Genomic DNA, 12504 nt, shown 5'->3' on the forward strand with positions numbered 1-12504 from the left:
TCCCGTTGGGGACCGACACCATCGCGGCCGACCGGATCTATTCGGCGTCGGGCTGCCGCGCCGGCTGGGCGTCTGCGAAGGCGGGGAGGGCCATCGCGGCTGCGTCCGCCTCCGCGAGCCGCGGCAAGCCGGAGAGGTCGGCGCCATAGCGGCGCGCATTCGCCATCTGCGGCACGAGGCAGATATCGGCGAGGGTCGGGGCCCGGCCGAAGCAGAACGGCCCGCTTTCGGCAGCGACCAGCTTCTCGCAGGCCGCGAGACCCTGCTCGTTGACGTGCCGCGCCCAGGCCGTCGTCCTCGCCTCGTCCGAGAGCGCACGGATCTCGTTGAGCACACGCAGGTTCTGGAGCGGGTGGGTGTCGCAGGCGATCGCCGCCGCGAAGGCCCGCACCTTGGCGCGGCGCACCGGGTCGGCGGGTAGGAGGGGCGGCTCCGGACGGGTCTCGTCCAGCCATTCGATGATGGCGAGCGACTGCGTGAGCACCGTCCCGTCGTCCAGCACCAGGGTGGGAACGAGACCCTGCGGGTTCAGGGCCAGATACTCGGGCGCGCTCTGCTCCCCGCGCCGGAGATGCCGGAAGGCATGCTCGACCGCGATGCCCTTGAGGTTCAGCGCAATGCGGACCCGGAAGGCCGCGCTCGAGCGGAAATAGCCGTAGAGCTTCATCGGGCCGTCACCTTCCCGGCCGGTTCCCCGGCTCCCGGCCCGTTCAGTGACGGAGCGGCCGCGCCTTGTCGAGCCGGCCGCCCGGAGCTACGAGCCTCAGCCGGAGGAACGCCATGGACATCATCCCCCCGTCGAAACATCCGAGCCGCCGCGTGAACCCGGACTGGTTCACCGGGACCGTGTGGCAGGACCCCATCGTGGAAGCCCCGCCTCCGGCCCGGATCCGGGCGGCGCGGGTTGCCTTCGAGCCCGGGGCGCGCACGAACTGGCACACACACCCGCTCGGCCAGACGCTCCATGTGGTCCAGGGGATCGGGCATGTGCAGAGGGAGGGCGGCCCCGTCCAGGTCATCCGGGCCGGCGACACGGTCTGGATCCCGCCGAACGAGCGGCACTGGCACGGCGCCTCGCCGACCCACGGCATGGTTCATATCGCCATGCACGAGACGGATGGCGAGAAGCACGTGACCTGGATGGAGCCGGTCACGGACGAGCAATACGCGGTGCAGCCGACAGCCTGACCGGAGCGGCCGAGGGCGGCGGTCCCGGCGGGGCTCTCAGTTCCCCATCCGGTCGCGCCATTGCTGCTCGCCGGCCAGGCAATTGGCGCGCCGCGTCTCCTGGGCGAGGAGGACGAGCGAGCCGCCCTCGTCCGCAGCCGCGAAGCCGGGACTTGGCGCCGCGGCGATCTCCATGATGATCTTGGTCTTCACCGCGTCCCGGAACTGCGCCTTGTCCTTGGCCGGTACCATGAAGGCGCCCTGCCCACCGATGACGCAGTCGCGGTAGTAGGTATCGAGGTCCTGGATGTCGAAATAGCCGGCGTCCTTGAGCATGACGGGGAGGCCGTTGATCGTGATGCCGCGCGCGATCGCGTCGGCGCGCGAGGCGAGGACCGCCCGGCCCTGGTTGTTGGGCCCGTCCCCCGAGACGTCGATCACGCGGCGGAGCGCCGAGACCCCGCTCTCGTCCTGCATCCGCACGGAATAGTCGATCGCCCCCGAGATCGAGGTTCGCGAGGCGCGCCGCGTCGGCTTGCGCGAGAGCGCCTCCGCAAAGGCGTTCGCCGTGTCGGCGCCTTCCAGGATCGTCCAGGGAAGCAGGATCCGCTGGTCGCTCGCACCCGCCCATTCCATGTAGGATACGGCGATCCGGCCGACGGCGCCGCGGCGGATCGCGTCGTGGACGATGGGGGAACGGAACGCCTCGATGAAGCCCTCGCGCTGAAGCGTCTGTTCGTCGGGGTCCATCGAGAAGGAGACGTCGACCGCGATGACGAGCGCGAGGTCGACCTCGATCTCCGCTCGCGCCGGCCCCGAAGTCAGGGCGGCCCCTGCGAGGGCCAGGCCCGCGAGCTGGAAGAGACGGCGCCGCATCGCGCACCCCCAAGGACGACCGCCAGTGTGGCGATCGGGATAGGCGATGCAAGCAACGGTCCAGCCCCGGACCGGGTTCAGACGTCCAGTCGCGTCCGGACGATCCGAAGCGCCTCCGCGAAGGCGGCGTCGGCGTCGAGCGCGGTCGTGTCCAGGAGGACCGCGTCCTCGGCCATCCGCAGCGGCGCGTTGGGGCGGCCCTGATCGCGCGCGTCCCGGCGACGGATATCGGCCAGGACCGTCTCGAAATCCGACGGTTCGCCCGTTTGGGCGAGCTCGCGCTGCCGACGGCGGGCGCGTTCTTCCGGAGAGGCCGTGACGTAGAGCTTCAGGTCCGCGTCCGGACAGACGACGGTGCCGATGTCGCGCCCGTCGAGCACCGCGCCGCCCTCCTGGCGGGCGAAGCGGCGCTGGAAGCCGAGCAGCGTCTCGCGCACGGCCGCGAAGGTGGAGACGATCGAGGCCGCCTCGCCCATCTCGCGGCTGCGCAGCCGCGGGTCGTCGAGCCTGGCGGTATCGAGCGCCGCGGCCGCGCGCGCGGCGAGCGCCGCGTCCGAGAGCGGCTCCTCGCGGTCGAGCATGTCGCGGGCGACCGCCCGGTAGAGGAGCCCGGTATCGAGATGGGGCCGGCCGAGATGGCGCGCGAGGCGGCGGGCGAGCGTTCCCTTGCCCGAGGCGGCGGGCCCGTCGATGGCGATCACCATCAGGACAGCTCGGCCCCGAGCTCGCGCATCATGGCGGCGAAGCCGGGGAAGCTCGTCGCGATCATGGCCGAATCGTCGGCCGTGACGGGATCCCGCGAGGCGAGGCCCATCACCAGGAACGCCATCGCGATCCGATGGTCCATATGGGTCGCGACGAGGCCGCCGCCCGGCACCTTGCCGCCCGTCCCGTGCACGAGGAGGTCGTCGCCCGAAATCTCGGCCGCGATCCCGTTCGCCGCGAGACCGGCGGCGACCGCGGCCAGCCGGTCCGATTCCTTGACCCGAAGTTCCTCGAGGCCGCGCATCAGCGTCGGGCCGGCCGCGAAGGAGGCCGCGACGGCGAGGACGGGGTACTCGTCGATCATGGAGGGGGCGCGCTCCGGCGGGACCTCGACCCCCTTCAGCGGCCCGTAGGACGCCCTGATATCCGCGACGGTTTCGCCGCCGATATCGCGCCGGTTCATGAACTCGATGGCGGCGCCCATCTCGACCAGCGTCGTAATGAGTCCGGTGCGCAGCGGGTTCATCATCACGTTCTCGACGACGACCTCCGAGCCCGGCGTCACCAGCGCGGCCACAAGGGGGAAGGCGGCGGAGGACGGATCTGCCGGAACCACGACCTCCGTGCCCTTGAGGTCCGGCTGGCCCACGAGCGCGATCCGCCGGCCGGCGTCCTCCTCGGCCACCGAGACGGTCGCGCCGAAATGGGACAGCATGCGTTCCGTATGGTCGCGCGTCGCCTGCCGCTCGACGACGGTCGTGATGCCGGGCGAGTTGAGCCCGGCGAGGAGTACTGCCGACTTGATCTGGGCCGAGGGAGCCGGGGTCTCGTAGGTGATCGGGATCGTCTCGCGCGGTCCGCGCAGCGACAGCGGCACGCGCCCGCCCGGGGCTTCGGAGACGACGGTCGCGCCCATCCGGACGAGCGGGTCGAGGATCCGGCGCATGGGCCGCTTGCGGAGCGAGGCGTCACCGTCGAAGGTCGCCGTGATCGGATGCGAGCCGGCGACGCCCATCATCAGGCGCGAGCCGGTCCCGGCATTGCCGAAATCGAGGACTGAGGCGGGCTCCCGAAGGCCGCCGATCCCGGCCCCGACGACGCGCCAGCGCCCCTCGGCCTCGCGGGTCACCCCCGCCCCGAGCGCGCGCGCCGCTTCGGCCGTGCGCAGGACGTCGTCCGCTTCCAGGAGGTTCTCGACCCGCGTCTCGCCGCGGGCGAGGAGGCCGAAGATCAGGGCCCGGTGCGAGATGGATTTGTCGCCGGGAACGCGGATCCGTCCGCGCAACGGCGAGCCGGGACGGGACGCGATGGGGGATGCGGCGGTGTGGGACCGTGACACGATGCTGGGCGATGTCGGAAGAAGGCGGCGCCCCGTTACCATGCAGGCCCGCGCGCGTCATCCGCGCTTGAAATCGCGCCCGTCCGTTACGAATTGACTCGCTTGGCCCGCGCGACTAACGGGGCCGCTTCCATCCAGCGGAAATCTTTGCACGTGGCTAGACCAGAGCTCGGCACGAAGCGCGTCTGTCCGACGACCGGCCGGAAATTCTACGACCTGAACCGCGACCCCATCGTGTCGCCCTATACGGGCGAGGCCATTCCGCGCTCTGCCTTCGAGCCCGCGCTGAAGCCTGCCGCGGGAACGCGCGCCCGTCCGGAGGAGGACGACGAGGAGACGGACGTGGCCGGCGCCGGCGCCGAGATGATCTCGCTCGAAGACGTCGCCGAGGGCGAGGACGCCGCTGCCGTGGTCGAGGACGAGGTTGCGCTCGAGGAGGATGGCGGCGCCGAGGACACCTTCCTGGAGGAGGAAGAGGAGGGCGGCGACGATGTCGCAGACCTCATCGACGGAGATATCGAGGACGAGGAGGAGGCCTGAGGCTTCCCGCCGCCGCGATCGGTCTTGAACTGACCGGCGCCGGCCCATATAGAGGCGCCGCTGCTTCGGCGGCGCCGACGCGGCTTCCCAACGCCGCGGACGTGTCTGGGGCCATAGCTCAGTTGGGAGAGCGCGTGAATGGCATTCACGAGGTCGGCGGTTCGATCCCGCCTGGCTCCACCACTCGACCGTTGATCCGGTCCATCATCCGCCTTCCCGCCCGACCCGGACGGGTCGCGCGGACATGCGTACCGGCGCCGTCTGCTCCCGCGGCGACCCGGCGGGCCTGAGGGCGTCGGCATGTTCCCCCGACGCCGGATCCCTGTCGTTCACGTAGGCAAGGACGGCTGGCTGTTCCTGGCCGGCGGCCGCAACCGCCCGATCGACATGTACCGCCGGCGGATCGGCACGGCGTGGCGCGCCCATGCCTGGGCACGGCTGATCCGGACCCGCGCCGAGCGCTTTCGCGCCCGCGGGATCCTCTACCGGCACGCCGTCGTGCCGGAGAAGCTGTCCTTGTACCCCGAGTTCACGGCCGGGCTCCGCTACGACCCGGCCCGCGGTTATGCGGCCCGGCTGGGCCGCCGGCCGGACCTGCAGCCGGTCCTCGTGGATATCCTCGGCGCACTTGCCGAGGCGAAAGGGCGCGCGCAGCTCTACCACCGGACCGACACGCATTGGACCACGGAGGGCTGCCTCGCCGCGCATGACGCGATCTGCGCCGCGCTGGGGGCCAGCCGCTCCTGGCGTCTCGAGGACAGGCCGTATATCGCGCAGGACATCGCGGGCGACCTCGGAGTGAAGCTCGATCCGCCGGTCGGCGAGACGCGCCGGCAGCATCACGTCACTCTCGCGGCCGCGCCCGTCTGGCGCAACGCCCTGTTGAGCCGGGCGGAGGCGTCCGGCACGATCGCCGACCTCCATCGCGGCGCCGCCATCACCTATGCCCAGGGCGGCCCGGAGGCGGATCCCAGGCGGGTGCTGCTGTTCGGAGATTCGCTGTCCCACTTCTATCCGATGTTGTTGACGGGCATGCTCGCCGAGACGTTCCGCGAGTTGCACTTCGTCTGGTCCGCCTCGGTCGACTGGACCCTCGTCGACCGGATCCGACCCGATATCGTCGTCACCGAGATCGCGGAGCGGTTCATGGCCGAAGTGCCGGCAGACGATTTCGACCTGGAGGCGTTCGTCGGCGAGCGCCTCCGGACGGCGTAGCTTCTCCGACCGAAGTGCCGCCCAGAGTTCAGTTTCGCACGGGAGCCTCTGCCCGATCCCGGCGTTTTGCCGAGGTCCTCATCGGACGTTCCTCCCAGACTGGCCCCGGCCCATTCGATGCGGCCGGGGTTTTTTGAGCGCCGCAGCTCGGCGCCTCTTAACGCAACATTAACCATGACCGGGCGAGCCAGTCGGAAAAGGAGAATCCGAATGGCCCCGAACGACGGAAGCGCGAGCGCCGGCGAGACCCTGACGCCGCTCGTGCGTCAGCTTGCCTCGCAGCTCCGCGCCAGCCGGTCTGGAACCGCCATCGCGAAGTCGTTCCCCGAACGCGAGGCTGCCGATCGGCCGGCCCTGCGGAGCACGCTGGAGGCCATCGCGAAGGCAGCGGAGCGAAGCAGCGCCCGCGAGCAGGCGATCACCCAGCTCGAAGCGCGGCTGAAGGAGGTGGAGGCGATGCTCGCGGCCCAGGCCGCCCGGCTTTCCGAGACCGAGGCCAGACTGCGCGCATCGCAGGACGAGACCCGCCGCGAGCGGGCCCGGGCCGAGGAGCTCCAGCGCCGCTCGACCGAGCTCCTGGAGAAGACCCAGGGCATGCTGAGCGAGGCGGGGGAGCGGCTGGCGGCGGCGGAAGGCCGCGCCGAGAGCGCGGAAGCGGATCTCGAATACCTGAAGACCTTCGTCCGCGACCGCCTGAGCGCGTGATCCGGGGCGAGGGGGTCAGAGTACGGCGAGGGCATAGGCCAGCCCGATATTCGTGACTTGGTGGAGAAGCTGGTCGAAGCCGAACAGCCACCAGTAACGCGCATCATGGGGCGTCCAGCCGCCCCAGCGTCCGACGACGCTCTTGCCGCGGTCGACCCCGAAATGGACGACCAAGTCTATCGCGGCGAGCCACCACAGGCGTGGCGCCACTACGAGGACGATCGCGAGCGCCAGGCCGGCATGGATCGCCACATGTGCCGCGAGCGGCTTGAACCAGTCGCCGCGGCAGTCCTTCCCGATGGCGATCCACCCGGTCTGGAGCACGAAATCGGCGAGGAAGTGCTTGACCGTAAAGGCCACGGTCAGGACGGCTAGCATCGTCAGCGGCGTCCACGCGCCCGCCCCACCCATCATGCTCCGCCCGTCTCTCCCATGCCGACGACCTATGGCGCGTCCAGAGGGCCGGCGCCAGCGAGAGTCGGAAGCGGCATTGCGGCTGTCTGTGTGCAGGCGCACGGATCGGCTTGGGCGCGCATCCGCGGGCCGTGTATCATGCGGCATGCCACCCCGAGCCATAACGGGACGCCATGGGAAGCTACGCCGCGCCGCGCTACGAATACGTCATCCCGCCGGAGCTGCGCGGGAGCCCGGGTGCGAGGCGCCCCGTCGTGGTGGTGGGGGCTGGACCGGTCGGGCTCGCGGCCGCAATCGATCTCGCGATCCACGGGATTCCCTGCCTCGTGCTGGACGACAACGACACGGTCTCGGTGGGAAGCCGCGCGATCTGCTGGGCGAAGCGAACGCTCGAAATCTTCGACCGGCTCGGCGTGGGGGACCGGATGGTCGCGAAAGGCGTGACGTGGCAGCGTGGCCGCGTTCATCGCGGCGATGAGGAGATCTACAGCTTCGACCTGCTGCCCGAGGGCGGGCACAAGATGCCGGCCTTCATCAATCTCCAGCAATACTACGTGGAGGAATACCTCGTCGAGCGGGCGCGCGACTTCCCGGACCTCCTGGAACTGCGCTGGCGCAACGAGGTCACCGGCGTGAGCGCCCGCGGGGATGGGGTCGTGCTGGAGGTCGCGACCCCGGACGGCTCCTACCGGATCGAGGCGGATTGGGTGCTGGCGGCCGACGGCGCGAACAGCGCGCTGCGGCGCATGCTCGGCCTGCCCTTCGAGGGCCAGGCCTTCGAGGAACGCTTCCTCATCGCGGATGTCCGCATGCGGGCACCCTTTCCGAACGAGCGCCTCTTCTGGTTCCGGCCGAGCTTCCATCCCGGCCAGAGCGCCCTGCTCCACCGCCAGCCGGACGACGTCTTCCGCATCGACTTCCAGCTCGGGCCGGAGGCCGATCCTGTGCTCGAACGCCAGCCCCAGCGCGTGATTCCCCGCGTCAGGGCGGTGGTGGGCGAGAGCACTCCCTTCGAGCTCGAATGGTGTTCCGTCTACGCCTTCCGCTGCGCCCGGCTGGAGCGCTTCGTGCATGGGCGCGTCGTCTTCGTCGGGGACAGCGCGCATGTGGTCAGCCCCTTCGGGGCGCGGGGCGGCAATGGCGGCATCCAGGACGTGGACAATCTGTGCTGGAAGCTCGCGCGCGTCGTCCAGGGCCGCGCCCCGGAAAGCCTCGTGGCGACCTACGACGGGGAGCGCCGGCATGGGGCGGACGAGAACATTCTGAACTCGTCGCGCACGACCAGTTTCATGACTCCGAAGACGAAGGTCGAGCATCTCTTCCGCGACGCCGTCCTCGACCTCGCGCCGCGCGCCGCCTTCGCCCGTGCGCTGGTGAATGCCGGGCGGCTGTCCCGGCCCTGCACGCTGGCCGGACATGTTCTCCAGACTCCGGATGCCGCTCCATGGGACGGCCCGGCCCCGGGCACCGTCTGCCCCGACGCGCCGATCCTGGACGAGGCCGGGCGGCCGGGCTGGCTGCTCAACCGCCTTGGCGGAGACTTCGCACTGCTCGTCTTCGCGGAGGATGCGGCCGAGCTTGCCGCGATGGCCGCCCGCGCCTCGTGCCTCGGGCCGCCGCTCGTCGCAATCGCCCCGCGCTCCCTCCAGGCGCCGGAAGGGATCGTGGTCCTCGCCGATCCGGACGGGCTGGCCCGGGTGCGCTACGCGGCGGAGCCCGGCACGACCTATCTGATCCGGCCCGACCAGCATGTTGCGGCGCGGTTCAAAAGCTTCGATCCTGGCGGAATCGCGCTTGCGCTCGAGAGGGCGGGCGGCGGCGTCCGCCCGGTGCGGGCAGCTGCGTGATGGCGGGTGGTCTCGACCTCGCGGAGGGCTTCGCCGGCCGCGGCGACGACGTCTACGAGGCGCTGATCAGGGGCCACGAAGGTCTTACGGACGAGGAGAGCGCCGCCATGAATGCGCGCCTCGTCCTGATCCTCGCCAATCAGGTCCGCGACCCGGAGGCGGTGATCGCCGCCATCCGGCTCGCCCGCGAAACGGCCCGGGCCGGCTAGCACTTTGGCCGGTCTCGGTGTCACCTTGAAGCGGATGCGGCAGTGCCGCCGATCCTTCGCATCGCCGGGAACAAGCTCCGCACCGACGACGGCTACGTGAGCGGCCAGACGGCCAGGATGAGCGGCACGCCCACGACGATCACGATGAGCGAGAGCGGCAGGCCGAGGCGGGCGTAGTCGCCGAACTTGTAGCCGCCGGGGCCCATCACCAGCGTGTTGCACTGGTGGCCGATCGGGGTGAGGAAGTCGCAGGCGGCCCCGATGGCGACCGCCATGAGGAAGGCGTCGGGCTTGAAGCCGAGCCCGGTCGCGAACCCGGCCGCGATCGGCGCCATGACGAGCACGGTCGCGGCGTTGTTGAGGAAGGGCGTGACCGCCATCGCGGCCACCAGGATCAGGGCGAGCGCGCCCCAAGGCGGAAGCCCGCTCGCCGCATGGCTGAGCCACCCGGCGAAGAGGTCCGTGGTTCCGGTCGTGCGGAGCGCGTCGCTCACCGGGATGAGGGTCGCGAGCATCACCAGGATCGGCCATTCGATCGCGTCGTAGGCCTCCCGGATCGGCAGCGCGCCGAACAGGATGAGGAGTGCGGCCGCGCCGAAGAACGCGACCGCCACCGGCACGAGGCTGAAGGCCAGCAGCGTCACCGTGACCGCCAGGATCCCGACCGTGATCCAGGCGCGCCGGGCGCTTCCGAGCTGAAGGGTGCGTTCGGCGAGCGGCAGCAGACCGAGCTCCCGCATCCGCTCCGGCACCAGAGCGAGGTCGCCCTGAAGGACGAGGACGTCGCCCGACCGGAGCGTGATGTCGCGCAGGCGCTCCGTGAAGCGCTTGTTCGAGCGGCTGACCGCCAGGATGTTGAGGCCGAAGCGTTCGTGCACGGCGAGGCGGCGGGCGGATTGCCCGATCAGCAGCGAGTTCGGCCCGATGACGGCCTCTGCCACGCCGACCTCGTGGCTCGGATCCTCCACCTCCACCGAGCGCCGCTCCGCCTCGAGTTCGAGGTCCGCCCGGGCGACCACCCGCTCGAGCGCGTCCGGCTCGCCCTCGAGCAGGAGGATGTCGCCGGACCGGAGCGTCGCGTCGGGCAGCGGCGACAGGCTCTGGGTCTTGTTGCGCACGACGGCCGTGACGGTGACGTCCCCCTCCGCCATGTTCTTCAGGTCGGAGACGGTCTTGCCGGCCAGCGGCGAGGTCTGCGGAACCGCGGCCTCCGTCACGTAGTCCTTGATGTTCAGCGCCTCGTCGAGCGTCGCCGCGCCGCGGCGGTCGGCCGGGAGCAGCCGGTGGCCGACGACCAGGAAGGCGACGCCCGCCGCGGCGATCCCAAGGCCCACCGGCGCGAAGTCGAACATCGTGAAGGGCTCGCCCAGCATCTCGCCGCGCACGCGCGACACGATGATGTTGGGCGAGGTGCCGATGAGCGTGATGATGCCGCCGAGCAGCGCCCCGAAGGACATCGGCATCAGGAACACGGAGGGCGACTTGCCGCTGCGGCGCGCGATCTGAAACGCGACCGGGATCAGCATGGCGAGGGCGCCGATGTTCTTGATGATGGCGGACAGGATCGTGACGCTGCCGACAAGCACGGCGATCTGCGTGCGGGTGGTGCGGGCATAGGGTGCGATGTGGCGGAGAAGCCGCTCCATCACGCCGGAGCGCCCGACCGCGGCGCTCACCACGAGCGCGCTCGCCACGATGATGACGATGTCGTCGCTGAAGCCGGAAAAGGCGTCCTTCGGCTTGACGATCCCGGCCGCGAGCGCGGTGAGAAGTGCGAGAGCCCCGACCAGGTCGTAGCGGAGCCGCCCCCACAGGAAGAGCCCCATCATCGCGGCGAGGATGAGGACGGCTAGGATCTGTGGGGTGGTCATCGAGCTCGGACGGCGGGGGCGGGCGGGCCGCCGAACTCAAGTCGGGCCTCTCGCCCCGGTTCCAGGTGCGCGGCCTCTGGCCGGTTCCGTCCGAAACCAAGCCTCGGATCGGGTGGCGGCGGAAAGACCGCCATGCCGGGCGGATGCCGCCCGGAAGCAGGCGGAGCGCGGGCGCGCCGCGCTCCGTCTCGGCGTCAGCGCGTGGCGAGATTGGTGCCGATGGACCTAAAGGCGGTGTTCAGGTTCGTGCCGATGGTCGTCAGGGCGCCGATGATCACCACGGCGATCAGAGCCGCGATGAGGCCATACTCGATGGCGGTCGCGCCATCCTCGTTGCGGATGAAGCTGCTGGCGATCGACTTAAGCTTAGGCACAGGTCTCTCCCTTGTGGCCGGTATGCTTGGCCAGTCTGCCGGGTAAACGTGGAGAGCCGCTTAAGAGGCGCGGTTAAAAAGTTCAGCATGACTTGCCTCGTCGGCGGGGCCCGATCCCGCCGGTGGAACCGAGGACGGCAGAAAACGGGTCGCGGCGGGTATCCGGCAGGCTAGACCCGCGCGGGAGGGTTCTCTCTTGCGACACACCGGCACGCTGCCCGGCGCGATGAATGCGACGGAATGGTCGCTGCTCGTCTCGCTTTCGCTGCTCTGGGGCGGCTCCTTCTTCTTCGTGGCCGTTGCCGTGCGGGAGATCCCGCCGCTCACGCTCGTCCTGCTGCGGGTCGGGATCGCGGCCCTGGTGCTCAACGCCCTGCTGCCGCTCCTCGGAAGCGGGCTCCCGAAGACCCGGCGCGCCTGGTCCGCGATCCTGGTCATGAGCCTGCTGAACAACGTGGCGCCCTTCTCCCTCTTCGTCTGGGCCCAGACGACCCTGACGGGCGGGGCTGCCGCCATCCTGAACGCAACGACGCCGCTCTTCGGCGTTCTGGTGGCCAATGCCTGCCTGCCCGACGAGAGGCTGACGGCTGCCCGGGTTGCCGGCGTGATGCTCGGCCTCGCGGGCGTGGTCGTGATGGTCGGGCCATCGGTGCTGTCTGGGATCGGGCAGGAAGCGGGAGCGCAGGCCGCGTGCCTCGCCGCCGCGCTCAGCTATGCGTTCGCCGGTGTATGGGGCCGGCGCTTCGCAGGGCTTGAGGTCGCACCGATCCAGACGGCGGCGGGGCAGGTGAGCGTCTCGGCCCTCATCCTGCTGCCGCTCGCGCTCGGCATCGAACGGCCCTGGACCATCGGCATGCCCGGCGCGGCGAGCTGGGCCGCCGTGTTCGGGCTGGCGACGCTGTCCACGGCTCTCGGCTACGTCATCTATTTCCGGATTCTCGCGACCGCGGGGGCGACGAACCTGCTTCTCGTCACGTTTCTCATCCCGCCGAGCGCGATGCTGCTGGGCGCCCTTATCCTGGGCGAGACGCTCACGCTCCGGCAGGCGGGCGGCATGGCCCTGATCGGGGCGGGGCTCGCCGCCATCGACGGGCGTCTCGTGCGGCTTGCTTCGGGCATCGCCCGGACCGGCATGCGCTGGCGGAGGGCGAAACGGCGAAACAGCCCGGAAACGTGAACCCCAGCCCCGCGCATCACGGGCGAAACATCCGCAACCTAAGTAGCTCCCGCCCCGGCGCAGCA

General features: G+C 70.6%; 14 protein-coding genes and 1 tRNA gene. 8 read left to right on the forward strand and 7 right to left on the reverse strand.

Translation table 11 applies throughout. The annotated features are described in order from the left end of the window. Positions 1-37: 37 nt before the first annotated feature. The gene (maiA, locus tag HJG44_RS01620; RefSeq protein WP_171216593.1) at positions 38-667 is read right to left on the reverse strand and encodes a maleylacetoacetate isomerase; all 630 of its coding nucleotides are present in this window, start codon (positions 665-667) and stop codon (positions 38-40) included. A 113-nt stretch (positions 668-780) separates the two neighbouring features. Here maiA and HJG44_RS01625 point away from each other — a divergent pair, with 113 nt between their 5' ends. Then, positions 781-1188 (forward strand): (R)-mandelonitrile lyase, encoded by a 408-nt coding sequence (locus tag HJG44_RS01625; RefSeq protein WP_171216594.1) that lies wholly within the window; start codon positions 781-783, stop codon positions 1186-1188. A 36-nt stretch (positions 1189-1224) separates the two neighbouring features. Here HJG44_RS01625 and HJG44_RS01630 read toward each other — a convergent pair whose 3' ends face one another. The 3 genes from HJG44_RS01630 to aroA all read right to left on the reverse strand — a co-directional run bounded on the left by HJG44_RS01630 (position 1225) and on the right by aroA (position 4129). Further along, a complete protein-coding gene (locus tag HJG44_RS01630; protein ID WP_171216595.1) occupies positions 1225-2043 on the reverse strand; it encodes a DUF1194 domain-containing protein in 819 nt (272 codons plus the stop codon). A gap of 77 nt (positions 2044-2120) precedes the next feature. Further along, the gene (cmk, locus tag HJG44_RS01635; RefSeq protein ID WP_171216596.1) at positions 2121-2747 is read right to left on the reverse strand and encodes a (d)CMP kinase; all 627 of its coding nucleotides are present in this window, start codon (positions 2745-2747) and stop codon (positions 2121-2123) included. Continuing rightward, positions 2747-4129 carry a 3-phosphoshikimate 1-carboxyvinyltransferase gene (gene aroA, locus HJG44_RS01640; RefSeq protein ID WP_171216597.1) on the reverse strand — a complete coding sequence of 461 codons (1383 nt, stop codon included), beginning with the start codon at positions 4127-4129 and terminating at the stop codon, positions 2747-2749. The genes cmk and aroA overlap by 1 nt, the downstream gene beginning before the upstream one ends. A 111-nt stretch (positions 4130-4240) precedes the next feature. Here aroA and HJG44_RS01645 point away from each other — a divergent pair, with 111 nt between their 5' ends. From HJG44_RS01645 to HJG44_RS01660, 4 genes are all read left to right on the forward strand, one after another. Then, positions 4241-4627 carry a TIGR02300 family protein gene (locus tag HJG44_RS01645; RefSeq protein WP_171216598.1) on the forward strand — a complete coding sequence of 129 codons (387 nt, stop codon included), beginning with the start codon at positions 4241-4243 and terminating at the stop codon, positions 4625-4627. A gap of 107 nt (positions 4628-4734) precedes the next feature. Then, positions 4735-4810: transfer RNA gene (locus HJG44_RS01650), tRNA-Ala, on the forward strand. Positions 4811-4927: 117 nt separating this feature from the next. Continuing rightward, the gene (locus tag HJG44_RS01655; RefSeq protein WP_171216599.1) at positions 4928-5842 is read left to right on the forward strand and encodes an alginate O-acetyltransferase AlgX-related protein; all 915 of its coding nucleotides are present in this window, start codon (positions 4928-4930) and stop codon (positions 5840-5842) included. A gap of 210 nt (positions 5843-6052) precedes the next feature. Further along, complete coding sequence (locus tag HJG44_RS01660; RefSeq protein WP_171216600.1) at positions 6053-6547, forward strand: hypothetical protein; 495 nt, start codon at positions 6053-6055, stop codon at positions 6545-6547. Between the two features lie 15 nt (positions 6548-6562). On the opposite strand, the gene HJG44_RS01665 is transcribed toward HJG44_RS01660, so the two are convergent. After that, on the reverse strand, positions 6563-6925 hold the full coding sequence (locus HJG44_RS01665; protein WP_246735993.1) for a DUF3307 domain-containing protein: 363 nt from the start codon (positions 6923-6925) through the stop codon (positions 6563-6565). A gap of 209 nt (positions 6926-7134) precedes the next feature. Between HJG44_RS01665 and HJG44_RS01670 the strand changes: the two genes are divergently transcribed. Together HJG44_RS01670 and HJG44_RS01675 are read left to right on the forward strand one after the other, a co-directional pair. Beyond that, entirely contained in the window at positions 7135-8808 is a 1674-nt protein-coding gene (locus HJG44_RS01670; protein ID WP_171216601.1) for an FAD-dependent oxidoreductase, read from the forward strand. After that, a complete protein-coding gene (locus tag HJG44_RS01675; protein ID WP_171216602.1) occupies positions 8808-9017 on the forward strand; it encodes a DUF2783 domain-containing protein in 210 nt (69 codons plus the stop codon). Before HJG44_RS01670 ends, HJG44_RS01675 begins: the two co-directional genes overlap by 1 nt. Positions 9018-9109: 92 nt before the next feature. On the opposite strand, the gene HJG44_RS01680 is transcribed toward HJG44_RS01675, so the two are convergent. Then, the gene (locus HJG44_RS01680) at positions 9110-10888 is read right to left on the reverse strand and encodes an SLC13 family permease (RefSeq protein ID WP_171216603.1); all 1779 of its coding nucleotides are present in this window, start codon (positions 10886-10888) and stop codon (positions 9110-9112) included. Between the two features lie 194 nt (positions 10889-11082). Further along, positions 11083-11262 carry a Flp family type IVb pilin gene (locus HJG44_RS01685; protein ID WP_171216604.1) on the reverse strand — a complete coding sequence of 60 codons (180 nt, stop codon included), beginning with the start codon at positions 11260-11262 and terminating at the stop codon, positions 11083-11085. 226 nt (positions 11263-11488) lie between these two features. On the opposite strand from HJG44_RS01685, the gene HJG44_RS01690 reads away from it, so the two are divergent. Further along, the gene (locus tag HJG44_RS01690; protein WP_171217255.1) at positions 11489-12439 is read left to right on the forward strand and encodes a DMT family transporter; all 951 of its coding nucleotides are present in this window, start codon (positions 11489-11491) and stop codon (positions 12437-12439) included. Positions 12440-12504 lie beyond the last annotated feature (65 nt).

It is taken from the genome of Enterovirga aerilata, assembly GCF_013044135.1.
GTDB lineage: Bacteria > Pseudomonadota > Alphaproteobacteria > Rhizobiales > Beijerinckiaceae > Enterovirga > Enterovirga aerilata.

Excerpts from the sequence above, each read along its gene's own strand:
- maiA (WP_171216593.1), bottom strand. The coding sequence starts at position 667 with ATGAAGCTCTACGGCTATTTCCGCTCGAGCGCGGCCTTCCGGGTCCGC.
- HJG44_RS01625 (WP_171216594.1), top strand. The coding sequence starts at position 781 with ATGGACATCATCCCCCCGTCGAAACATCCGAGCCGCCGCGTGAACCCG.
- HJG44_RS01630 (WP_171216595.1), bottom strand. The coding sequence starts at position 2,043 with ATGCGGCGCCGTCTCTTCCAGCTCGCGGGCCTGGCCCTCGCAGGGGCC.
- cmk (WP_171216596.1), bottom strand. The coding sequence starts at position 2,747 with ATGGTGATCGCCATCGACGGGCCCGCCGCCTCGGGCAAGGGAACGCTC.
- aroA (WP_171216597.1), bottom strand. The coding sequence starts at position 4,129 with ATGGTAACGGGGCGCCGCCTTCTTCCGACATCGCCCAGCATCGTGTCA.
- HJG44_RS01655 (WP_171216599.1), top strand. The coding sequence starts at position 4,928 with ATGTTCCCCCGACGCCGGATCCCTGTCGTTCACGTAGGCAAGGACGGC.
- HJG44_RS01660 (WP_171216600.1), top strand. The coding sequence starts at position 6,053 with ATGGCCCCGAACGACGGAAGCGCGAGCGCCGGCGAGACCCTGACGCCG.
- HJG44_RS01665 (WP_246735993.1), bottom strand. The coding sequence starts at position 6,925 with ATGCTAGCCGTCCTGACCGTGGCCTTTACGGTCAAGCACTTCCTCGCC.
- HJG44_RS01670 (WP_171216601.1), top strand. The coding sequence starts at position 7,135 with ATGGGAAGCTACGCCGCGCCGCGCTACGAATACGTCATCCCGCCGGAG.
- HJG44_RS01675 (WP_171216602.1), top strand. The coding sequence starts at position 8,808 with ATGGCGGGTGGTCTCGACCTCGCGGAGGGCTTCGCCGGCCGCGGCGAC.
- HJG44_RS01680 (WP_171216603.1), bottom strand. The coding sequence starts at position 10,888 with ATGACCACCCCACAGATCCTAGCCGTCCTCATCCTCGCCGCGATGATG.
- HJG44_RS01690 (WP_171217255.1), top strand. The coding sequence starts at position 11,489 with ATGAATGCGACGGAATGGTCGCTGCTCGTCTCGCTTTCGCTGCTCTGG.